Origin of the sequence: Paenibacillus piscarius (assembly GCF_022234545.1) — a bacterium.
In the GTDB taxonomy this organism is placed as follows: Bacteria; Bacillota; Bacilli; order Paenibacillales; family Paenibacillaceae; genus Paenibacillus_AQ; species Paenibacillus_AQ piscarius.
Genome location: NZ_JAIEUI010000022.1, coordinates 79,649 through 100,439, shown reverse-complemented (window position 1 = coordinate 100,439; position 20,791 = coordinate 79,649). Strand labels below are relative to the sequence as shown.

Sequence of the window (20,791 nt, the reverse complement as noted above, 5' to 3'; positions counted from 1 at the left end):
CTAATCCTCCTTGATATGTCCGGAAATGGGTAAGGCCTGAATGCCGGCAATGCCTAACCTGGTAGCGGCAACGACACAGCCTGCAATCAGCAGGGGTGAAATGAAATAGACAAACCATGGATTTACCGCGAAATGGAAGGCTGCTGCGCCGAATGACGACACGATCGCCACACCCGCAAGCTCGCCCAGCGTATTTGCCAACAGCGTGCCTATGATGACACCCAGCACCAGCACGGTAATTGAGCGTGTCAGATACTGCCTGCGGATATCCCTTCCAGTGAAGCCTATGGATTTCAATATGGCAATGGGATAACGGTCCTTCGCCACTAACATCTTCATGAATAGCGTTGTTACCAGAAGTGTGAGCAGAGCAATTGCCACAGTAGCGACAATAGATGCCTTTTGTATAGACTTGCGCATAGGTCCGAGCATCTGCCCGATGGTCTCGTCGATGCCGGTGATTTTGGCGGCAGGGAATTGTTCCCGGTACTGTGATATGGCCTCCTGAACACTCTGACGGTCCCGGAACGTAACCGCAATCCCCGCGCTTAGAATCTCCCCGTTATTCATGGTGAAGTTTGCCTGTGCTGTACGCCCGCCGTTCGTCACATCGGAGTAAATCCCGCACACCTTCAGGTATTTCTCCTTACCGTCAGCAATAACAACGAGCTCATCCCCAACGTTCTGTTCAAGGTCTTCCGCATTCAGTACTGAGAGGGCGATTTCCGCTTCCGCTTGCGGCGCACGGCCTTTGGAGTACGTAATGGGAAAAGCGGAATAGTCCCCGAAGGTCACCCGCAGCTTCCCCACCGTTCCATCATCCGTTCTCCGCTCTAACATCCTGCTGGTGAATATAGCATATTTCTCAACGTTCTTATCTTCCGCCAGCCTGGCTGCAATCTCCGCCGCCTTCCCGGGGACATCCTCCACCTGCGTCCGCAGCACTCCGATATTCAAGTCGCTGATGCCCATCCCCATATTGGTGATGAAGCCGGGGGCAGCGATCGTACTGCTGATATTGTACGGTACAATCATAATGAATGAAGAGATGATCAGCACCATTGTCATAGTGACATACAGCTTCTTACGGGACAGCACATCCTTGATGCCAAGAAAGATATTCCGGGTGAACAGCCTGTTGTGACTCAGCCGGAAGCTTCTGCCCGGTTTCGATGATTCCCGCGATGCGCCGAACCTCACTGCCTGAGCCGGAGAGATCTTACGGAAACGCCGCAGCACACTATTCACATACAGCATGACTACCGCGAAGATGAGCACCGCCCCCGCAAGCCCGCAGAGCAATCCGGGGAACTGGCTCCCGCTATCGCCCATGTACAGACGGATATTTTGCATAAAAGGCATTTGGAGCGGCAGAGAGGCCAGACAACCCAGCACACAAGCTACACCTGTGATCGCACCGTATTTCGCAAGGTACAGCTTCTTGATCTGCGATACCCGCATCCCGATGGCCTTCAATACGCCTATCTCCTTGTAATCCTCTTCAATCGTTGCCAGCAGCGTAAATCGGATACACAAGAACGCCACAATGATGGCCAGAATCCCGATCAATACCAGCACAGCAATCATAATGCCATCTGTAATGCCGTTAATCATCTTCACCTGATTGTACGTGATCGCAGGCGGACCGTTAGCCGGGAGTCCCGCATCCAGATACGCTGTCTCAAATTTCGGATAGTTAACCCCATCGAGCAGCCGGAATTCGATCAGGTGCTCCAATTGTCCGAACTCACGGACCCGCTCGAAATCCGTCTGGCTCACAAGGAACCGCTTCGAGCTGACCAGCGCCGCATTCATAGTTGAATCCCGCAAAAATCCGGCGACACGGAAGGAAATACCGTGGATCGTCACTGTATCTCCAAGTGCTGCGTTCCCTTCCTGCCGGTAATAGACAGGGACATAGATTTCACCGTCTGCCGGATGAATCACCCTGCCGTTTAAGTCCAGCAGGTAGTCGAATTTCTTACCTTGTACGGAAAGACCGTTGTCCTGAATGCTTCCGGCAAGCGTATCGTTCCCGATCATTATCTCTGCACCCTCGATATTGAGGAACTCCTGCACCTGATATTCCTCAACACTGTCATTACTGTCGGCGAAACGCTGCAACTGGGCCATATCCACATGGCCTGTATGCATCTGCATGTAATGGAGCGCCTTCGCCGATAGAAGCATGTTATCGATCGCGCCGGACAGATTCACGGTAAGTGAGGCAGCGAGCGAGGCCAGCATGGCGGCAACAAGGATGAAAGCCGTAATCGTGACGGTAATCAGCTTGCTTCTGCGCAGATCGTTTTTGATAATCTGTAGATACATGTCACTCCTCCGTCTATTTGTGTCTTTACAGGTTTAGTCTTTCGGGAAACTGAGGACGAACTTCTTAGTGTAGGGAGAGGCTGCATCCAATACACTAACCCGGCCGGAATGCTGTTCCATCACCTTGTGCACAATCGCCAGTCCGAGTCCTGTCCCACTGCTGGTACTTCTTGAAGCACTGCCGGATACAAACGGCTCAAACAGATTGCCTGCGATGGCCTCCGGGATCGCTGCTCCACTATCGGCAATATGTATCCCGATTAGGCCAGGTTCATCGGTTAGTCCCACATATAATAGGCTTCCGGACGGGTTATGGCGGATTGCATTGGTCAGCAGATTGCCGATAGCCCGGCTTATTTCCAGCGGGTCTGCCATGTATAACACGGGATGGTCCGGTAATTGCAGCTCTAAGCTCAGCTGCTTGCTTTCGATTTCACCAAACAGGGCAGCGCAAGATACGCGAAGCAGCTCCACAAGATCAACCTTTGCAAGCGTAAGCTTGTATTCAGGCGCACCCAGCTTGGAGTAGGCCAGCAGCTGATCAATCAATTGGTTCATCTGCCCCGATTTCGCTTGAATCGCCAGATGATATTCCCGCTGTTTGTCTGGCTCCTCAACCAACCCGCCTGCCAAGGCTCCGGCATAGCCGGATATCGTTGTCAAAGGGGTTCTCAGATCATGGGCAATGTGCGAGAACAGCTGCATCCGCTCATTCTCCATGCTCATCCGCTGTTCTTCGGCCTCCTTCAGCCTCTGCGCCATATAGTTGAACGCATCGCGCATGTCTGCAAATTCCGTTTCCGTCTCAAAATCCAGCCTGGTGTTCATATGTCCCAAGGTCACTGCCTTGAACCCTTCTTCCATCTTCCTTACAGGCTCCATAAGCTTCCTGTTGATCCCGCGGCCGAACAAGGCAATCCCGACAGCATACACGGCCGCTGTTATAAGAATCCAGATTACGGACAGCATGATCTGAAGCGACTCTGTTTCCTTAGCCAGCGGTGAAGAGGCCAGCTCCGCGAAGTTCATCCCGTTCCTCCAGGTCAACAGGCCGAACAATAACTCCAGGACCAGAAGCGACAGTGCAATGCCAAAGGTGCAGCCTATGAATCTGCGCATAATGACTCTTCTGAAGCTGCGCTTGTTCTTCATCGCTGCACCTCCAGCCGGTAGCCTAATCCCCGCACGGTTCCAATGGACACCCCGCTGCCGCCGGGAAGCTTGCCGCGCAGCTTGCTGATGGCCACCATCACCGTATTGTCATCCACGATAGCCGTCTCCTGCCATGCCGCTTCATACAGCTGCTGTTTGGTGTATACGCGGCCCGGGCTTTGCATAAACAGCTTCATGATGTTAAATTCTGTTGCGGTAAGGTGAATTGCCAGGCTGCCCCAGCTGAGACTGCAAACCGTAACATCCATACGCAGTTCCCCTGCTCTTAGTACCACCGCTGCGGAGTCTGCTGTACCGCTGCTATTGCGGCGTAATTGGGCTTTAATTCGCGCCAGTACCTCCAAAGGGTCAAATGGCTTAGTTACATAATCGTCTGCTCCAAGGTCAAGCCCCAGAATTTTCTCATGATTCTCTGTCTTGGCACTGACGACGATAATGGGCAGATTACTGTGCTCTCTCAAGCCCTTAATCAGCTGATAACCGTCAAGCTCCGGCATCATGATGTCAATAACCGCCAGATCAATCCGTGCTGCTGCAGCCTGCTCCAGTGCTTCCCGTCCGTTGCCGGCCTGGAGCGCGGTATATCCATCCTTCTCTACATACAGGCGCAAGAGCTCGCGGATCTCCTTCTCATCGTCAACGATCAGAATCGTTTGGTTCATGATTTCACCTCTCCTCCCGCTCACTCTGCAGAGCCTTAAGTTGATTATGCTGGCCCTACCTTTCAGTTAAACACGGGTAACCTTAACATTGCCTTAAGATTTATCATAGTAACGGGAAGGTGGTATGCGGAGAGTGGTTATCATTTACATGACATAGGGGAGAATTGCGTCAAAAAAATGACACCATTCTCCCCTACAGGCTACTTTAATATTCTCCTCTTATTATAAATGACGAGCCCCAAACTGTTCCAGCTAGTGGACACTTGCACGTACAGCATTGTTGCACTGTTAATCTCAAACGCTAAGGGTTACCAGCTCCTAAATCGAGGATTCTTATGTATTCTCGATTCTTTTATTGATCTACAAGGTTGATGACTGCGCTGACGGGCTTGTGGAGCCATGTGCCTGGCTCGAATAAATTGTAAGTATCATAACACTCATCATGATATTTCTTCTCTTCTAGTCTTATTTTAGCTATCCTGTCCATTCCCTCACCTCGTAAAGTACATTCTCCAGAGAAGTGTATGTCCCCTCTGCCATTTTCAATTATTTTTGAATGATATATTTCGGAGATCTGCGGCAGAGCGTAATCTGAACATTACCCGGTGGACGGAGATGCCGCGAGGTGGACACTTCACAGCAATGGAGGATCCGGAGCTTCTGGCGGCGGACATCCGTGAATTCTTCAGATCTTTAAAGGGGGAAACCACCCTACGGGTGAATAAAATTACCTTCGAGTGAACACAATGTATGCTGTTTTTGCCATACATTGTGTTCGTATGCCTGCTTAAGGCTACCTTAGCTACATATAGCTTCAATGTCACTCTACGAATCTTTCCAAAGACTCTTATCCACAGCACCAGAAGACTATAGTTTCCTATACAATGAACAAGCCAGGGGCAGCTTCCTAAGCGGAGGCTGCCCCTGGCTATGATATACCGGCAAGCATACGTGCCGGGATTGTTACTTTGCCGGTGCAGGCACGCTCTCTGCTGGAGCCGGTACTAGCTCGGGAAGCGCTTCTGCAATAGCCCCTGCTTGGTCAGGGACTGGTGCAGGCGCAAGCACAGAGTCAGATTGAACAGCGCTTGCTTTCGGCACGGTTACAGGAGCACTCTCCGCAGGAACTGGTATAAGCTCAGGCAGCGGCTGCGCAGTGATTTCTGCTTGACCAGATACAGGAGCCGGCTCAGCAGGAACTGTTACAGAATCAGCTGCTTCAGCAGATCCAGCAACTAGTTGCCCTGCTCTATTTTCCTGGGCGGGGATGGTGCTGCTCTCGGCAGGCTGGTTGCCAGATACCTCGACTGGCTTGGTTATTCCTTCTTCTGACGGTTTAGAAGCGGCGATTTCGGACGCAGTAATCAGGGAATCCTCATTCTGCGTATCTGCGACCACTTGCGGCGTAACCTTGGACGCCAATGCAGCGGTAGAAGTGCCGATCCCTGCGATTAACAAAGCTGCGGTTATTGATAAAAATAGAGTCTGTCTGTTTAGCTTTTTGACGTTAAGCATATGGGTTAATCTCCTTTTAAGTTGTTTGCCGTCACCGGATAATGAGGCATGGAATGATCCTGGCAAGCTTGTAGTTCCGGCCATGACTTGCAGAATGGTTCCGCCGTAGCGTTTGCGTTCTGCATGGGACATCTCCTGCACGACCTCCTGGTCACAGGCCAGCTCACTCCAGGTATGAAGCCCGCTCCGAAGCGTGTGCACCAGGGGATTGAACCAATGCAGCGCACGGATGGCCAGCAGCAGGGTCTTCACCCACAGATCCTTCCGTTTCAGGTGAACCAGTTCATGGCGCAGCACCATCTCCATATCCAGATTGCCAGAACGCTGTACAGGGAGATAGATCACCGGTCTCCACAGACCAGCCAGAAAAGGACTGCGTGCGGCAGAAGTGTACATTAACCGCACCCTGCTTGTCAGACCAAGCTGCTCCTTAATGCCCCTCAGCAGAATAGCCGTATCATTATCCTCCGGTACGAAGGTACGGGTACGTTCAAGCTCTCTGGTGAATCTGCGGTAAACGTACCACTGCCAGGCAGTGAAAGAGATGGCCCCTGCGGCCCAGATGCCCAGCAGGATATAGGCGGTATTTGTTGTTAAAGTTAGGGTTGCAGGCTGGAGTGATTCCGCTATATTTCCGGTTACACTCCCACTCTGGGGATTCTGTACACTTGTGGCTACACTCGGCGAGCTGAGGTATTGGGACAGCCACGGCAGAATAAGAGCTATAGGGAACAAATAAAAGACTAAGGCCAGCTTAATGAGTCCATAACGCCACCGGGCCGGGAAACGCCCCGTCGATAATCTTCCCAATGCATGAAAGCTGATGGTTACTACACTTCCGGCGACGGTTAAAGAGATGAGAAGATTCAGTAAGATGTTCATAATCATCACCTACTTCTCAGAGAACCATTGCTTCAGCTCATCGATATCCTCATCTGACAGCTTGTCGCCGTCGTACATGGCGGAGATCAGGTTCTTGACCGAGCCCTGATACAGCCCATCCAGGACATGCTGGGTCTCGACCAATTTATACTGCTCAGGCGTGATGCCGGGGACGTATTTGTTCAGCCGGCCATGCCGTGTAGCAGTCAGGAACCCCTTATCTACCAGCCGCGACAGGAAGGTCGATATCGTCTGCGCCTTCCAGTCCCTTCCCTTCTGTGCGAACTGGTTGAGTAGCTCCGTTGAAGTTACGGGCGGCGTACTCGCCCAAATGGCTTCCATCAGCTCTAGTTCTGTATCCGATAGCTTCTGAATCTTGTTCACCGTGAACACCTCTTATGTCTGTTATGCGTCCATAACATTATTACTACACTACGTAGTAGTTATAATCTACTACATAATGTAGTGGTTAGTCAACTGCGCTTAGCCGTCCGCACTATGGCATCGATAGTCACCTCATACAACTGCTGCGGCAGGTCATGTCCCATACCTTCAACCAGCATAAGCTCAGCATCCGGTATAGAAGAAGCGGTGTCCTCCCCGCACGCCGGAACGAACAGGGGATCGTCCAACCCGTGAATGACAAGGGCAGGGATATCTATGGCTGCCAGCAGCGGACGGCGGTCACCGGAGACCGCAATCGCGGCAATCTGCCGCCCCACACTGCCTGGGTCGTAAGCCCGCCGGATCTCCTCCGCAATGAGTGCCCGGTAAGCTTCTTCATCGAATGGATAGCCGCTTCCGGCAATTCGCTTGGCAAAAGCTAAGCTGTGCGCCATAAATCCTGCCTCATCCTCAAACGGATTCGGTCCCGGTGCAGTCATCAGCCCCATCACCTCGGGGGAAGCCTGCGGCAGGCTAGGATTCCCGGAAGTAGACATGATGGACGTGAGCGACAGGACCCGCTCTGGATACTTACTGGCTACAAGCTGGGCGATCATTCCGCCCATGGACCGGCCAACGACATGTGCCCGGTCAATTCCCAGCGCATCAAGCAGTCCAATCACGTCACTGGCCATGTCATCAAGCGTGTAAGGCATGTCCGGCCGTTGACCCGACATAAGCGCAGCTGCCAAGGCGTTGAAATCCAGAGCCGGGTAATGGCTGTAATGTGTGGAGCAGCCTGTGTCGCGATTGTCAAACCGGATCACCCGGAAGCCCCGCGCTGCCAGTTGTTCGCAGAATGGAACGGTCCAGCGGATCATCTGGGTGCCGAGTCCGGCAATTAAGATGATCGCCTCGTCTTTATCGCTGCCGAAGCTGTCATAGGCCAGCTCAATGCCGTTCGTCTGTATAATGTTCATAGTCTAATCTCCTTCAGTTCTTCTTCTCATCTTCCGGAAATGCACCGGCTGCTAATCTCTTCACATAGTTGCGGATATCAGGTGCCCAGTCCTGAGTGTATTGATCCAAACGCTCCGCATTACCGGCATACAATGCGCGCAGAGCTTCTTCATAATGGCTGAAATCCCCGGCCATCGCTGTCATAAAGACATAAGCTGCTTCCTGTGATTTGCGGATCGTGCTCTGCTGTTCCCCGGCCCGGCGGGCTTCATCAACCAGCTTGCGCAAGGTTACGGATGCTCCTCCAGGCTGGGCTTTGAGCCACTCCCACTGCCTGGGCAATAAAGTCACCTCACCAGATACAACCCCCAGCTTGGGCCGTCCGGCCCGGCGCGTGGTCTGGGAATTCGCCTCTGTAGCGGATGACTCACCTGAAGGCGCTGCTAACCGTGAAAACACATCATCTGCTGTCCCGTGATAATCAACATCTATCGGCTTCCCCGTCGAATCGTCAAAGATAAGCACCCGGACCAGTTCACTTTCACTCAGCGCCCCCTTCACTGTAGTAACCACGTGCTGTAAGGAGCCGCTGGCAACGGCCTCCACGCCCAAAAATGCTGTGCAATAATAATGCGTCTGTTCATTACTCGTACTCATATTATTTGTGACCTCCCTTCTGTTCGGGTTAATTATACCCGGGTAAAAAAATAAATGCAATATTACCCGGGTAAAAATTCGCTCGATATGTTCGATTTCCGCTACAGCTGCTACTCTAACCCCGCGCCTGTCTAATATAGTCGGTTTTTCGATTACATTTGGTTCACACACCTCCGCCACGCCTAATGTAGTCGGTTTTTCGATTACATTTCGTCCACGTGCCACCGCCATGCCCAATGTAGTCGGTTTTTCGATTACATTTGGTTCACACGCCTCTACCACGCCCAATGTAGTCGGTTTTTCGATTACATTTCGTCCACGTACCACCGCCACGCCCAATATAGTCGGTTTTCCGATTACATTTCGTCCGCAACGCCCCGCACTACCTAATGTAATCGTTTTTCCGACTACATCTCCCCTCGCACCTGCCCCTCCGAAAAACAACAGCAAAAACGGCCCCAAACAAGGGCCGTTTCACCAATACAGCTAACAATCGCTGCGTATTCAGTTAACCGATTTGTCGTACTGTAAGTAGACGACGTGCGTCTGGAGGTATTCGTTCAAGCCGTGCTTGCCGTCAGCGCCGCCGATGCCGGATTTTCTCCAGCCTGCATGGAAGCCCTGCATCGCCTCGAAATTCTCGCGGTTGATGTATGTCTCCCCGTATTTCAGCCGCTTGATGACTTTCATAGCGACGTTCAGATTCTGGGTGTACAGCGATGAGGTTAAGCCGAATTCACTGTCATTGGCGAGGGCAATCGCCTCATCTAGGGTTGAGAACGAAATGACGGGGATGACCGGACCAAAAATTTCATCCTGCACAATCTCCATCTCATTCGTAGCATCTGTGATCACTGTCGGCTCGAAGAAGCTGCCGGTTCCCTCTACTCTTTTACCACCCAGAGCGATCTTAGCCCCTTCCTGCACGGCACGGTCCACCTTCTGCTGAACCGAATCCTGCGCAGCCTTGTTGATGAGCGGTCCCATCTGGATGTCTGTGTCCTTGAGCGGATCTCCGTACTTCACAGCCTTCATCGCTTCAACCAGCCGCGCGGTGAACTCCTCCTTGATCTCCTCATGGACATAGACACGCTCCGCACAGTTGCAGACCTGGCCTGTATTAATGACCCGCGAAGCGACAATCGCCTGTACCGCCAGCTCCAGATCGGCATCCTTCATGACGATAGCAGGCGCCTTGCCGCCCAGCTCCAGACTGACCTTGATGATATTCTCAGCCGCCGCCTCCATGACCTTCTGCCCTGCCGGTACGCTGCCTGTAAGACTAACCATTCCGACCTTGGCGTTACTGGACAGCTCGTTGCCCACTTCCGCACCTCTGCCAGTGACTAAGTTGAATACTCCCTTGGGCAGCCCCACCTGATCTACGATCCGGGTGAACGCCACGGCATTGTTCGGCGATTCGGCGCTGGGCTTCACAACAATCGTGTTGCCGGTGATGAGCGCCGGGGCCATTTTTCTGGCGATTAGGAAGAACGGGAAATTCCAGGGCAGAATGCCCGTGGTGACGCCAATCGCTCTTTTGAATACAAAAATATTCTCATTATCACGGTCGCTCTGAACAATCTCTCCCTCATAACGCCGTGCCCACTCCGCCATATAATCCAAATAATCCGCAGTGAAATGAACCTCTACGGTCGATAATTCCAGGGTCTTGCCGACTTCCTCCGAGATCAGCCTGGCGAGACTGTCCGCCTCTGCCCGGATACCGTCAGCAATCGCATGCAAATACTTGCCGCGCTCTACCGCCGGAGTCTCCTCCCACGCCGCTTGGGCCTGCTCCGCTGCATCAATGGCACGTATGACATCATTCCGGGTTGCCTTGGGAACCTGTGAGATGACCTCATCGGTTGCCGGGTTGGTCACTTCCATCCACTCTTTGCCTTCGGATTCCGTAAATTGTCCATCGATATACATCAAATGCTTGGTCACTGTTTCTCCCCCTCAAGGTAGATTATTCCATTATCCCATTTGCTCACCCATAGTGTAAACGCTATCAATATTTATTGTCAATAAGTTTCACATTTTTTATTTGTTTTTGTGTTGTTTTTCATTGACTTGTTGAGTTAAGCTGTGAATAGATTGTCATTGATGGGAGGGATGGGAGTGAAAGTCAGTATTTTTTCCACTTGTCTGGTAGATCTTATGGCTCCGAATGCCGGTATTGCCATGGTGGAGGTCCTGGAGCGGCTCGGCTGCGAGATCGATTACCCCGCTTCACAGGTCTGCTGCGGCCAGCCTACTTACAACAGCGGCTATCTGCAGGAATCGAAGCTTGCTATGCAGAACATGATGCTGGCCTTCGAGGCTTCAGATTATGTCGTAGGTCCGTCCGGCTCCTGCATCGCTATGTTTCATGAATATCCGAAGATCTTCAGCGGTGACCCGGAGTGGGAATTGAAAGCGGTTGCTCTAAAAGAAAAATCTTACGAGCTCACCCAGTTCATTGTCAAAGTGCTGGGGATCACCGATGTCGGTGCCACGCTCGAAGGAACAGCCACCTACCACCGCTCCTGCCATATGACGAGACTGCTGGGCGAGAAGGAAACGCCCTTCCAGCTGCTGGAGCAGGTGAAGGGGCTGAAGCTTGAGCCGCTCAAGAACAGCGACAACTGCTGCGGGTTCGGCGGCACCTTTGCGGTGAAGATGCCTGAAATCTCGGAGCAGATGGCCGATGAGAAATGCGGCTGTGTGCTGGATACCGGAGCGGATATCCTGATCAGTGCAGATATGGGCTGCCTGATGAACATCGGCGGACGCTTGTCCCGCAAGGGGGAGCCCGTACGGGTCATGCATATTGCAGAGGTGCTGAACCAGCATACGCCTGTGGTTAATAAAGGGGGAAACTCAACATGAGTCTGCAAACGGATACACGTAAATTCAGCGAACGCACCTCAGAGGGCCTTGGGGATTCCTTAATGCGCAGTGCTGTGGGGTCGGCCCAGGACAGCCTTAAGACTAGGCGGCTGACAGCCGCTACTGCATTGGGCGATTGGGAGAAGTGGCGGACAGTCGGTCAGCTTATCCGTCAGCATACGTTGTCTAACCTGGATTTCTATCTGGAGCAGCTTGCGGATAATGTGGAGCGGCAGGGTGGGCATATTTATTTTGCCGCTACCAAGGAAGAGGCCAGCAGTTATATCCGGGATGTTATTGTGCGCAAGCAGGCGACCCGAATCGTCAAGTCCAAGTCGATGGTTACTGAGGAGATTGAACTGAACCATGTGCTGCTTGAAGCCGGCTGTGAGGTGATTGAGACGGATCTGGGAGAATACATCCTGCAGATGGATGATTGGGACCCTCCCTCTCATATCGTAGCCCCCGCCCTGCATAAGGACCGGGAGCAGATCAGGCGCGTCTTCGCAGAGAAGCTTGGGTATACCGGCGATGAGACGCCGGAGAAGCTGGCCGCATTCGCCCGTACCGTCCTGCGCCAGAAGTTCCTGGATGCGGAGGTCGGGATCACGGGCTGTAATTTCGCCATCGCTAACCTGGGCGCAATCAATCTGGTCACGAATGAAGGGAACGGCGACCTCACCGCTGCGATCCCCAAGACGCATATCGCGGTCATGGGCATGGAGCGGATTGTACCCACGCTTGAAGAAATGGAGATTCTGGATAATCTGCTCTGCCGCAGTGCCGTCGGCCAGAAGCTGACCAGCTACATCACGGTCATGGGACCGTCAGCGGCGGGTGAGACCGACGGGCCGGAGGAATTCCATCTGGTGGTCGTCGATAATGGACGCTCCGATATTCTAGGAAGTGAATTCAACGAGGCCTTACAGTGTATCCGCTGCGGGGCCTGCCTGAATGTCTGTCCGGTCTACCGCCATATCGGCGGCCATGCTTACGGTTCCATTTATCCGGGTCCGATTGGGGCGGTTATTACGCCGCTGCTTGGCGGTTATGACGATTATAAGGAGCTGCCGTATGCCTCCAGTCTCTGCGGAGCTTGTACCGATGTATGTCCGGTAAAAATCCCGCTGCATGAGCAGCTTGTGATGCACCGCCAGAACATTGTGGAAGAGAAGAGAACCGGCGCGGCGGACCGGATCCAGATGAAGGCAGCCGCCAAGCTGCTCTCCTCCCCTGCCTTGTTCGGTAAAACTCTCAGACTCGCCCATTCCGCCAGCCGGATCTTGAGCAAGCACGGGCGTATTGTAAGAGGCCCGGCTATCCTTCAGGGATGGATTGGTTCACGCGACCTGAAGCAGCCTGTCAAGCCGCAGGACAGCTTCCGGGCATGGCTGAAGAACCGCAAAGGAGGGGCAGAGCAATGACAGCATCTGCAAACACGAATTCAAACACGAATACGAATAAGGAGGCTTTTCTGAATACCATTGCCGCCAAGCTGGGCCGGGCACGAAAGTTAGAGGTTCAGCGTCCTGCTATACAGGACTTGCTTCCCAACAGCTACGGGCCGCTGACCCGGGACGATCTTGCAGCGATGCTTAAGGAGCAATGCTTCTTCATCCACACTCAGGTGATTGAGACGACACAGGAGCTGCTGCTGAGAACGTTAGAGGATCTGATTGGGGCCAATGGCAGCGGGGCGGTGATGACCTCCGGTGATTCCCGGTTCAAGGAATACGGGCTGGATTTCCCGGGGGCTGCCGTATGGGAAGAAGCGGCGGGACGGGCGGAGAATATCAGGCATGCGGAAGCGGCGAATACAGCTATTGTCTTCGCCGACTTTGCACTTGCGGAATCAGGAACGGTTGTGGTCGAGAGCCGCCCCGATCAGGGCCGGTCGCTCCACTTCCTGCCTGCCCATTATATTGCGGTGATTGAACCCGATAAGCTGGTGCTTCGCTCCACGGATGCCGCCGCGGTGCTTAACCGGAGAATCCAGGCGGGGGAACCGGTGAGCTCATCGATTAATTTCATCTCCGGCCCCTCCAATTCCGCGGATATTGAGATGAAGCTGGTGGTCGGGGTACACGGCCCGTTAAGGGCCACTTATGTGCTGATAACCGAATAGCCCTATCCGCTACATGTAATCCGTAACGTCAAACTCCCGATCCTTGTAGTAATATTTCCGGTCCTCTTCCGTTATCTCACGGATAATCCGGCATGGACTGCCTACGGCGATTACGTTATCGGGAATGTTCTTGGTCACTACGCTGCCTGCCCCGATCACTACATTGTTCCCGATGGTCACGCCCGGATTCACGATGACATTGCCGCCGAGCCAGACATTATTGCCGATGGTGATGCCGATGCCATATTCATAGCCGGAATTCCGGGATTCGGGGTGGACCGGATGCCCGGCGGTATAGAGCGAGACATTCGGAGCGAACATCACATTGTCGCCGATAACCACCTTGCCTACATCGAGAATCGTACAGTTGAAATTGGCATAAAAGTTATTGCCCAGGCTGATGTTGCTGCCGTAATCGCAGCGGAAGGGCGCTTCGATATGCACGATCTCCCCGACCTGGCCGAGAAGCTTGCGGAGCACCGCCTCCTGCTCCTCACGGGCATCGGGACTCAGATGGTTGAACTGATGAACCAGCCGCCTGGCCGCAGTCCGTTCCTCTATTAATCCGTCGAGCCATGCTTTATAGGGCAGCTCTGCGAGCATTCTGTCTTTTTGATTCATAGGATTCATTAGTTGGGTTCCTGCTTTCTCTTATTGTTGTGCGTCCTAAGCGTCCAGAGCATTCTGAGGATATGTCCAGAAGATCTCCTGCCCGTAACGGAGCCGGATCTCCTGTTCCGTCAGCTCCTGGCTGCCGACAAGCTCGGCTGCCTGGAATTGCGAGCGGTGCGCCCGGATCGCGGCCATCTTCTTGTCCAGAAATGCGGTGACATCGACATGTATATCCGACAGTCCGATGTGCTCCTCATGGCCGATGGAGAAGGCGCTACAGTAGACAACTGGCCGGTCAGCGGCAGGCAGGCGGCGTACCGCCCGGATGACCGCTGCCCCGGTGGCATCGTGGTCAGGGTGTACGCTGTAGCCCGGATAGAACGTAATCACGAGGGACGGAGCAAGCTCCCGCAGTAAGGACAGTAGCGTATCCTCCAGCAGACGCGGGTCGTCGAACTCGATCATTTTATCGTGGAAGCCCAGCATTCTTAAATCCTGTATCCCGATGGCACGGCAGGAAGCACGCAGCTCCTCCCTGCGGATCTCCGGCAAGGTTACCCGGTTCGCGAACGGGGGAATCCCCATATTCCGGCCCATCTCTCCCAGCGTCAGGCAAGCATAAGTCACTTCAGCGCCAAGCTCAATATACTTCGCCAGGGTGCCAGCCGCTGCAAACGCCTCATCGTCAGGATGCGGGAACACCACCAGTATGCGCTTATGTTCTGTAATCTGTGTATCGTTCATAGGTTCATTCCTCCCGGTGACATTATAGCTTAGCGAAATAATCAATAACAACCTCGCGGAAAATCAGCCCCGCCTGTGAAACATAACGGTTCTTATGCCATAACAAGGCGATTTCCCGGACCAGCCTCTGGTCCTCCAGCGGAATCAGACGGATATGATCGTGCTTATTCCTCGCTGTACCCGGTATGAAGGCTAAGCCGATCCCGGCTTCCACCAGGTCAATCAAGCGGGCCGGCTCGTCTCCCTCATATACGTAGCGCGGCAGGAATCCTGAAGCCTGGCAGACGGAATCCACCAAATCACGAATTCCGTAGCCTTGCTTGACCCCCACAAACCACTCATCCTTAAGCTCTATCAAGTCCAGGCGCTTACGGTCTGCTAACGGGTGACCGGCGGGAACGGCAAGGTAGATGTGATCGTTACAGACCACCTGACATTCCAGATCCTCCCCTCTGACCGGAGGTGAGGACAAGCAGAAGTCAACCTCTCCCCTCTGGAGAAGAGCAACCATCTCCTGCATGGGCAGCATTTGTACGTGAAAATGGATGTCCGGCAGCTTGCGGCGAAATGCCTGGAGGATACCGGGCAAGGTACTCGCGGTGGTTACCGCTAATTTAAGGGTGCCGGACTCCAGACCGGACAGGTCTTTAAGCTCCTGCCTACCCTGCTCCAATTCAAACAGCGCCTTCTCCGCACGCGGAAGAAATCTGCGTCCCGCCTCGCTGAGCCGCAGCTTCCTCCCGCTCCGGTCGAATAAGGGGACTCCAAGATCCTCCTCCAGCCGCTGAATGGTCTTGCTCAGTGAGGATTGGGTCACATGCAGCCTGTGTGCTGCTTCGGTCATATGCTCCAGGCGGGCAACCGCGATGAAATACTGCAATTGAAGAAGCTCCATATCCGCCCCCATTCATTCCTTCGAGTCTATGAAATCATACCATGAAATGCGTTGGAGTAAATAACCCTTATCCTGTACGATAACTGTACAGCACTTGAGGGGGAATAACAATGAATGCACGAAACTGGTGGTTAATGATATCTGTCGGGCTGGGAGTGATGCTTAATCCGCTTAATTCTTCGATGGTGGCTGTGGCGATTCCCAGGCTGCAGCAAGCGTTCAAGCTTGAATTCACCGTGGTTTCCTGGATTATTTTTTCGTTCTATATCGGCAGTGCCATTGCCCAGCCTGTTATGGGCAGAGCGAGCGATATCTTCGGACGGAGAAGAATTTTTCTGGCCGGACTGGTGATCGTCTTCGCCGCCTCCCTGCTTACGCCTTTGTCTTCGGGATTCGGGGGACTCATCGTTCTGCGGGTTGTCCAATCGGTCGGCACCAGTATGGTGGTGGCTGTGGGAATGGCGATCATCCGGGTGAATATTACAGACAAGCAAGCGTCCGCGCTGTCGGTGCTGTCGATGTTTACATCGGGAGCAGCAGCGGTAGGACCTTTTGTCGGCGGGGTGCTCATCCATGTGTGGGGCTGTTCTTCCATCTTCTATATCAACCTTCCGTTTGTAACGGCGAGCTTCCTGTTAGCCTGGCGAACCATCCCGCAGGACAAGCCGTCAGCCGCTATAGCACCCAAGCTGTCCTTGCGTGAATGGATCAGCCGGATAGACGTGCCCGGAATTCTGCTGTTCACCACGGGGCTGGTGGCTGTGCTCGCACAGCTGCTCTCCGCCAAGTCCTCCGGCCATGTCTCCCTATTCAATATCATCGCCGGTCTGGCGGGGCTCATCCTGCTTATCTTCTTCGTAAGGCATGAGTTAAGAACGGCGATGCCCTTCATTCCGCTGCGTACCTTCGGCAAATCTCCCGGGCTGATCCGGGTTAATGTCGAATTTATGCTGGTTAATCTTTTATTCTATTCCGTCTTCTTCGGTCTGCCTTCTTATTTGCAGCTCGTCCGTCAGGTCAGTGAATTCCACACAGGGCTGCTGATGTTAAGCCTGGGTCTAAGCTCGCTCGCTGTCTCTCCGCTGGCCGGACGATGGATCGATTCCTCCGGGCCCCGGCCGGCGCAGAGCGTATCGGCTATTCTTATGACCATCGGGTCTGTATGGATCGTACTGCTCAATCCGGCATCCCCGTTAATCAGCATCATTCTGGTTCTCGCCGCCTTCGGAATCAGCAACGGTCTGATCAATGTCGCGATGCAGGCAGCCTTGTTCAACCATTCGCCGAAAGAGCTGATCGGAGTCACCTCCGGCTTATTCAGCACCTCCCGGTATTTCGGAACCATCCTCTCCTCCCTGCTGATCGGAATCGTTATGGGCAATTCGTTCAGCTTCAAGGGCTTCCAGATGATGGGGATGATCCTTGCCGGGATTGCCCTGTGTCTAGTGATCATGTCCCGGTGGCAATCTAACAAGCCCAAAGACTCCCGTCACAGTCTGGATGACCGTTAGGGAGTGCTTGGAGGGCGGGTCTTACCCCTCAGTCACATCAGCACGCAGGTCCGTGGCGACCTCCAGCATCACCGGGATGATAGCTTCGATGGAGAGCGCTACATACAGATCGCCCATATACAGCCGGAACGGGTATTCCGCACCTTCGTGGCTCCACATGAAGAAATCACCGTCAATCGACATCGTGCTCTCCGGTCCCTTCACGGTGAACACCTCGGAATATCTGAAGCCGGGCTTACCGGCAAAATATTGCTTGCATTCCTCCAGGGTAATCGCTTGCTCGGCATTCTCTTCCTGCATCGAACGGGTAATACGTAAACGCTGGCTCATCGGTGATCCTCCACAATTTTAATGTTTAAGCTAATAAATTGAACTATTGATTTTCAGGTTTTAGGATTAGTCGTGACTCCAGAGAAGTTTTGGACTTCCGGCCGCTGTTGTCTGCAGATTTCTTATTTCATCCCGTTTTTAACGGTTGAAATCCGCATACAAAGGCGGACGCTACCGCTCCTCCAGTTCCAAAATTCCCCTCCGCCACTCTTCCTTTAACTTGAATTTTTAGTTCAATCTATATATTAATCCGTGCGTTAACTCCATTAACTAATATCCGCCGGGTTGATCATCGCGAGAATCTGGTGGTCCTTCCACACGCCGCGGATCTTCACATTCAGCCGGGCGATGCCTTCCTTGTGGAAGCCTGCGTTCTCCAGCACACGGATGGAGCCGGGATTGTCCGGGGAAGCTTCCCCGGTAATCCGGTGGAACTTCAGCTCCTCGAAGGCGTACCGCACGACCTGCTTCACGGCCTCCGTCATGTAGCCTTTACCATTATAATCCTTGTCCAGACTGTACCCGATCATACAGCTCTGCAGCGGTCCACGCACGACAAAAGACAGACTGACACTGCCGATAATCCGGCGGTCTGCCCTGTGAATGACCAGGAAATCATACCGCGCGTCTGCTGCCCGCTCCTCTTCGTACTGCGCAATCCGCTTGCGCTGATATTCTTCGCTATAGAACTCTTCACTGATGTCAGGCGAATGCTCTTCAAAAAAAGCGCGGTTGCGCCCATACATCTCCGTTAGCTCTCTGGCATCCTCAGCTTCAGGGAAGCGGATGTATACTCTTTGCTCTGTCATCTGCACGCCTCCAATCTAATGGCAGCACAAGGCTGCTTCCTCCGGCTGCCCGATCATTTCATCGAACCGGTAGGTCCAGAAACGTTCTGTTCCGTATTTGCCGCAGATTGCCGGATCGGTTGGCCGAAGACCGCCAAGCACTTTATCCTCCTGGAACTGGGTGCGGTGCGCCAGGATGGAGTTGATTTTGACAGTGATATACGGGGTCACATCCATGACTACATCGGCTGCCCCAATCTGCTGCTGATGGCCGTGCGAGAAGGCGACACTATGTACAATGGGACGTTCCGCAGCTGGTATCCGGGCAATCGTGCGAATGACCGCAGCTCCGGTAGCATCATGATCCGGGTGCACACTGTAGCCGGGATAGAACGTAATCACCAGCGACGGCGCAACCTCCTTCACAAGTGCTTCAATACGCTGATCCAGCAGCTCCGGGTCTTCGAATTCAATCATTTTGTCATGAAAGCCCAGCATCCTCAGGTCCTGAATCCCGATGGCCTCACAGGATGCGGCAAGCTCCTGCTTACGGATCTGCGGCAGGGTAATACGGTTAGCGATCAGCGGAACCCCCATATTGCGCCCCATCTCCCCCAGCGTAAGGCAGGCGTAAGTCACCTTGGCTCCTTCGGCAATATACTTTGCAAGTGTCCCGGATACGAAGTAAGCTTCATCGTCGGGATGGGGCAGCACCACCAGGATGGTCTGATGCTCTATAGCTCTGTTATTCATAGCTGCGTCATCCTCCATGTTCATCAAAAAGGGCTCCGGCTGAGCTGCAGCGCCACAATCAGCTTGCCCATACTGTCATGTCCGGCCAGAATCAGCCGCTCGTGATCCTGCTCATCCACATGGGTCAGGCCTTCTGCGTAGATCCAGCCTTTCTCTGTCTTCAGGCCCACCCGGTAGGGTCCGGTCCCTGAGATGGAGCCGTGGGTGTACCTGATCTCGGCATTGCTGATGAATACCGAGCCCGGAGCCCGGGAGCTGTCGAAATGGCTGGCGTAAGCTCCGTTAGTAAGTTCAAGATGGATATATAGATCATCGCCGACGAATTGGTCGATTCGGGTCTGGATCATCTGTGGTTCGATAAGCTGCATGTTGTCCTCCTGTTGTATCAAGAATAGCTGAATCCGGTGCATTTATTATACATGAAAAAAAGAGCCTGCCCAAGGAACTCCAAGAATTCCTTAAGCAAGCCCGGTGACGCTGAGGATTACAGATTAACTATAGAGAAAACCTTATTGTTAACGAAGTAGACGTATTGGTTGCCGTACACCAAATAGTTATCGTTAACGCTGTCCGGATCTCCCCAGGACAGTAAAAGTTCTGTCATCGTCATCCCGTTGGTTGCCTTCTCATCACGAATAACCGACCACATTTTATCACTGATCTTAAATAGGGTACGCGGATTCTGGAAACATAGTATTTTATCTAAATAATCAACATAGGTCTCAGCACTATCAATCTCTATCGGAATTTCCTGCCCATTAGCCCTGCGTATGATGACTTCTAGATTGCCATTTGCAGGGTTAGAGCGGAAGTTGCTGATGGTCACTTTTTCCAAGTTTTTAAAAGGACTATTATTTATATTGGGATTTCTGGTCCATACTGTTGTTCCATTATAGACTTTTTGCAGAAGCTCAAGATGGGCAGCGGTATACATGGTATTATCCACATATTCGTTCAAATCCAGGACCCATTCGGTTCCGGCTTCATTTTGCAGCACCAGGTTCTGGTTGTAGTCATCGACGTACTGCACACTCTTCACCCAGTGGCTTCCCGGGTGTCCATATAAATAGACCTTTTTGCCAAGTGCAGTACCCATTGTACCCGGCAGTTTGCTGATCGCATAGAGCATACTGTTGCTCTTATTCTTCCCGTCCTCTGTGCTCCAGACGAACAAAGCGATGGCGCTGGAAGCATATTTACCGTCGATGGCTCCGAGCTTCAGCAGTGTTTTGAAGGATACATAATTGGAGCTTTTGTACAAAATAGAGTTGTCCTTGTTCAGCTTGGCGCTGCCTTTGCTGCCTGTCAGCGTTACGCCGGCGGCATCCGCCGCTACAGTGAAGCCCGGAATCTGCCCGGCCAGCTTCACCGGTACATAGGCCGAGCCATTCACAAGCACAGATTTGGCTGGAGAAATGACGAGCTGCCCTTCAATAAAGGTAGCAATCTCCGTGTACTCCGGTGCAGCAGCTGCTGCCTGTCTGGTGCCCGCCGGATAGACAAATCCGGCTACGAGCAACAGAGTGGTGAGCCATAATGCGAGTTTTTTCATAGATGTTCTAATTCCTTCCCCCAATGTAAGTTAGGCGCTCCGG

At 53.0% G+C, this 20,791-nt stretch carries 20 protein-coding genes; 4 read left to right on the top strand and 16 right to left on the bottom strand.

The features are described from left to right. The 8 genes from K1558_RS26685 to aldA form a co-directional block, all read right to left on the bottom strand. On the bottom strand, positions 1-2,331 hold the full coding sequence (locus K1558_RS26685; RefSeq protein WP_238655008.1) for an ABC transporter permease: 2,331 nt from the start codon (positions 2,329-2,331) through the stop codon (positions 1-3). Between the two features lie 33 nt (positions 2,332-2,364). Continuing rightward, positions 2,365-3,483 carry a HAMP domain-containing sensor histidine kinase gene (locus K1558_RS26680; protein ID WP_238655007.1) on the bottom strand — a complete coding sequence of 373 codons (1,119 nt, stop codon included), beginning with the start codon at positions 3,481-3,483 and terminating at the stop codon, positions 2,365-2,367. Then, positions 3,480-4,166 carry a response regulator transcription factor gene (locus K1558_RS26675; protein WP_238655006.1) on the bottom strand — a complete coding sequence of 229 codons (687 nt, stop codon included), beginning with the start codon at positions 4,164-4,166 and terminating at the stop codon, positions 3,480-3,482. Before K1558_RS26675 ends, K1558_RS26680 begins: the two co-directional genes overlap by 4 nt. 963 nt (positions 4,167-5,129) lie before the next feature. Beyond that, complete coding sequence (locus K1558_RS26670; protein WP_238655005.1) at positions 5,130-6,563, bottom strand: M56 family metallopeptidase; 1,434 nt, start codon at positions 6,561-6,563, stop codon at positions 5,130-5,132. 9 nt (positions 6,564-6,572) lie between these two features. After that, positions 6,573-6,947, bottom strand: coding sequence for a BlaI/MecI/CopY family transcriptional regulator (locus tag K1558_RS26665; RefSeq protein WP_238655004.1), 375 nt, complete (start codon positions 6,945-6,947; stop codon positions 6,573-6,575). A gap of 89 nt (positions 6,948-7,036) precedes the next feature. Then, positions 7,037-7,927 (bottom strand): alpha/beta fold hydrolase, encoded by an 891-nt coding sequence (locus K1558_RS26660; protein ID WP_238655003.1) that lies wholly within the window; start codon positions 7,925-7,927, stop codon positions 7,037-7,039. Positions 7,928-7,940: 13 nt separating this feature from the next. Beyond that, complete coding sequence (locus K1558_RS26655) at positions 7,941-8,564, bottom strand: DUF2239 family protein (protein ID WP_238655002.1); 624 nt, start codon at positions 8,562-8,564, stop codon at positions 7,941-7,943. A gap of 504 nt (positions 8,565-9,068) precedes the next feature. After that, positions 9,069-10,514: an aldehyde dehydrogenase gene (gene aldA / locus K1558_RS26650; RefSeq protein WP_338019737.1), complete on the bottom strand. Its 1,446-nt coding sequence runs from the start codon at positions 10,512-10,514 to the stop codon at positions 9,069-9,071. A gap of 174 nt (positions 10,515-10,688) precedes the next feature. Here aldA and K1558_RS26645 point away from each other — a divergent pair, with 174 nt between their 5' ends. The 3 genes from K1558_RS26645 to K1558_RS26635 are packed head-to-tail and all read left to right on the top strand — an operon-like array spanning position 10,689 to position 13,563. Then, a complete protein-coding gene (locus tag K1558_RS26645; protein WP_238655001.1) occupies positions 10,689-11,438 on the top strand; it encodes a (Fe-S)-binding protein in 750 nt (249 codons plus the stop codon). Continuing rightward, complete coding sequence (locus tag K1558_RS26640) at positions 11,435-12,862, top strand: LutB/LldF family L-lactate oxidation iron-sulfur protein (protein ID WP_238655000.1); 1,428 nt, start codon at positions 11,435-11,437, stop codon at positions 12,860-12,862. The genes K1558_RS26645 and K1558_RS26640 overlap by 4 nt, the downstream gene beginning before the upstream one ends. Beyond that, on the top strand, positions 12,859-13,563 hold the full coding sequence (locus K1558_RS26635; protein ID WP_238654999.1) for a LutC/YkgG family protein: 705 nt from the start codon (positions 12,859-12,861) through the stop codon (positions 13,561-13,563). Before K1558_RS26640 ends, K1558_RS26635 begins: the two co-directional genes overlap by 4 nt. 9 nt (positions 13,564-13,572) lie before the next feature. Here K1558_RS26635 and K1558_RS26630 read toward each other — a convergent pair whose 3' ends face one another. The 3 genes from K1558_RS26630 to K1558_RS26620 are packed head-to-tail and all read right to left on the bottom strand — an operon-like array spanning position 13,573 to position 15,814. After that, a complete protein-coding gene (locus K1558_RS26630; RefSeq protein ID WP_238655024.1) occupies positions 13,573-14,184 on the bottom strand; it encodes a sugar O-acetyltransferase in 612 nt (203 codons plus the stop codon). Between the two features lie 45 nt (positions 14,185-14,229). Continuing rightward, on the bottom strand, positions 14,230-14,919 hold the full coding sequence (bshB2, locus tag K1558_RS26625; RefSeq protein ID WP_238654998.1) for a bacillithiol biosynthesis deacetylase BshB2: 690 nt from the start codon (positions 14,917-14,919) through the stop codon (positions 14,230-14,232). 22 nt (positions 14,920-14,941) lie between these two features. Next, positions 14,942-15,814, bottom strand: coding sequence for a LysR family transcriptional regulator (locus K1558_RS26620; RefSeq protein WP_238654997.1), 873 nt, complete (start codon positions 15,812-15,814; stop codon positions 14,942-14,944). Between the two features lie 110 nt (positions 15,815-15,924). Here K1558_RS26620 and K1558_RS26615 point away from each other — a divergent pair, with 110 nt between their 5' ends. Further along, the gene (locus K1558_RS26615) at positions 15,925-17,325 is read left to right on the top strand and encodes an MFS transporter (protein WP_238654996.1); all 1,401 of its coding nucleotides are present in this window, start codon (positions 15,925-15,927) and stop codon (positions 17,323-17,325) included. Positions 17,326-17,346: 21 nt separating this feature from the next. Here K1558_RS26615 and K1558_RS26610 read toward each other — a convergent pair whose 3' ends face one another. The 5 genes from K1558_RS26610 to K1558_RS26590 form a co-directional block, all read right to left on the bottom strand. Beyond that, positions 17,347-17,655, bottom strand: coding sequence for a hypothetical protein (locus tag K1558_RS26610; protein WP_238654995.1), 309 nt, complete (start codon positions 17,653-17,655; stop codon positions 17,347-17,349). A gap of 266 nt (positions 17,656-17,921) precedes the next feature. Next, the gene (locus K1558_RS26605; RefSeq protein ID WP_238654994.1) at positions 17,922-18,464 is read right to left on the bottom strand and encodes a GNAT family N-acetyltransferase; all 543 of its coding nucleotides are present in this window, start codon (positions 18,462-18,464) and stop codon (positions 17,922-17,924) included. A 15-nt stretch (positions 18,465-18,479) separates the two neighbouring features. Next, positions 18,480-19,196, bottom strand: coding sequence for a bacillithiol biosynthesis deacetylase BshB2 (gene bshB2, locus K1558_RS26600; RefSeq protein ID WP_238654993.1), 717 nt, complete (start codon positions 19,194-19,196; stop codon positions 18,480-18,482). Between the two features lie 23 nt (positions 19,197-19,219). Beyond that, complete coding sequence (locus tag K1558_RS26595) at positions 19,220-19,564, bottom strand: YojF family protein (protein WP_238654992.1); 345 nt, start codon at positions 19,562-19,564, stop codon at positions 19,220-19,222. A gap of 116 nt (positions 19,565-19,680) precedes the next feature. Further along, positions 19,681-20,748 (bottom strand): hypothetical protein, encoded by a 1,068-nt coding sequence (locus tag K1558_RS26590; RefSeq protein ID WP_238654991.1) that lies wholly within the window; start codon positions 20,746-20,748, stop codon positions 19,681-19,683. Positions 20,749-20,791: the final 43 nt, after the last annotated feature.

Excerpts from the sequence above, each read along its gene's own strand:
- K1558_RS26660 (WP_238655003.1), bottom strand. The coding sequence starts at position 7,927 with ATGAACATTATACAGACGAACGGCATTGAGCTGGCCTATGACAGCTTC.
- bshB2 (WP_238654998.1), bottom strand. The coding sequence starts at position 14,919 with ATGAACGATACACAGATTACAGAACATAAGCGCATACTGGTGGTGTTC.
- K1558_RS26680 (WP_238655007.1), bottom strand. The coding sequence starts at position 3,483 with ATGAAGAACAAGCGCAGCTTCAGAAGAGTCATTATGCGCAGATTCATA.
- bshB2 (WP_238654993.1), bottom strand. The coding sequence starts at position 19,196 with ATGAATAACAGAGCTATAGAGCATCAGACCATCCTGGTGGTGCTGCCC.
- K1558_RS26630 (WP_238655024.1), bottom strand. The coding sequence starts at position 14,184 with ATGAATCAAAAAGACAGAATGCTCGCAGAGCTGCCCTATAAAGCATGG.
- K1558_RS26655 (WP_238655002.1), bottom strand. The coding sequence starts at position 8,564 with ATGAGTACGAGTAATGAACAGACGCATTATTATTGCACAGCATTTTTG.
- K1558_RS26620 (WP_238654997.1), bottom strand. The coding sequence starts at position 15,814 with ATGGAGCTTCTTCAATTGCAGTATTTCATCGCGGTTGCCCGCCTGGAG.
- K1558_RS26605 (WP_238654994.1), bottom strand. The coding sequence starts at position 18,464 with ATGACAGAGCAAAGAGTATACATCCGCTTCCCTGAAGCTGAGGATGCC.
- K1558_RS26590 (WP_238654991.1), bottom strand. The coding sequence starts at position 20,748 with ATGAAAAAACTCGCATTATGGCTCACCACTCTGTTGCTCGTAGCCGGA.
- K1558_RS26685 (WP_238655008.1), bottom strand. The coding sequence starts at position 2,331 with ATGTATCTACAGATTATCAAAAACGATCTGCGCAGAAGCAAGCTGATT.
- K1558_RS26610 (WP_238654995.1), bottom strand. The coding sequence starts at position 17,655 with ATGAGCCAGCGTTTACGTATTACCCGTTCGATGCAGGAAGAGAATGCC.
- K1558_RS26615 (WP_238654996.1), top strand. The coding sequence starts at position 15,925 with ATGAATGCACGAAACTGGTGGTTAATGATATCTGTCGGGCTGGGAGTG.
- K1558_RS26635 (WP_238654999.1), top strand. The coding sequence starts at position 12,859 with ATGACAGCATCTGCAAACACGAATTCAAACACGAATACGAATAAGGAG.
- K1558_RS26640 (WP_238655000.1), top strand. The coding sequence starts at position 11,435 with ATGAGTCTGCAAACGGATACACGTAAATTCAGCGAACGCACCTCAGAG.
- K1558_RS26595 (WP_238654992.1), bottom strand. The coding sequence starts at position 19,564 with ATGCAGCTTATCGAACCACAGATGATCCAGACCCGAATCGACCAATTC.
- K1558_RS26675 (WP_238655006.1), bottom strand. The coding sequence starts at position 4,166 with ATGAACCAAACGATTCTGATCGTTGACGATGAGAAGGAGATCCGCGAG.
- K1558_RS26670 (WP_238655005.1), bottom strand. The coding sequence starts at position 6,563 with ATGAACATCTTACTGAATCTTCTCATCTCTTTAACCGTCGCCGGAAGT.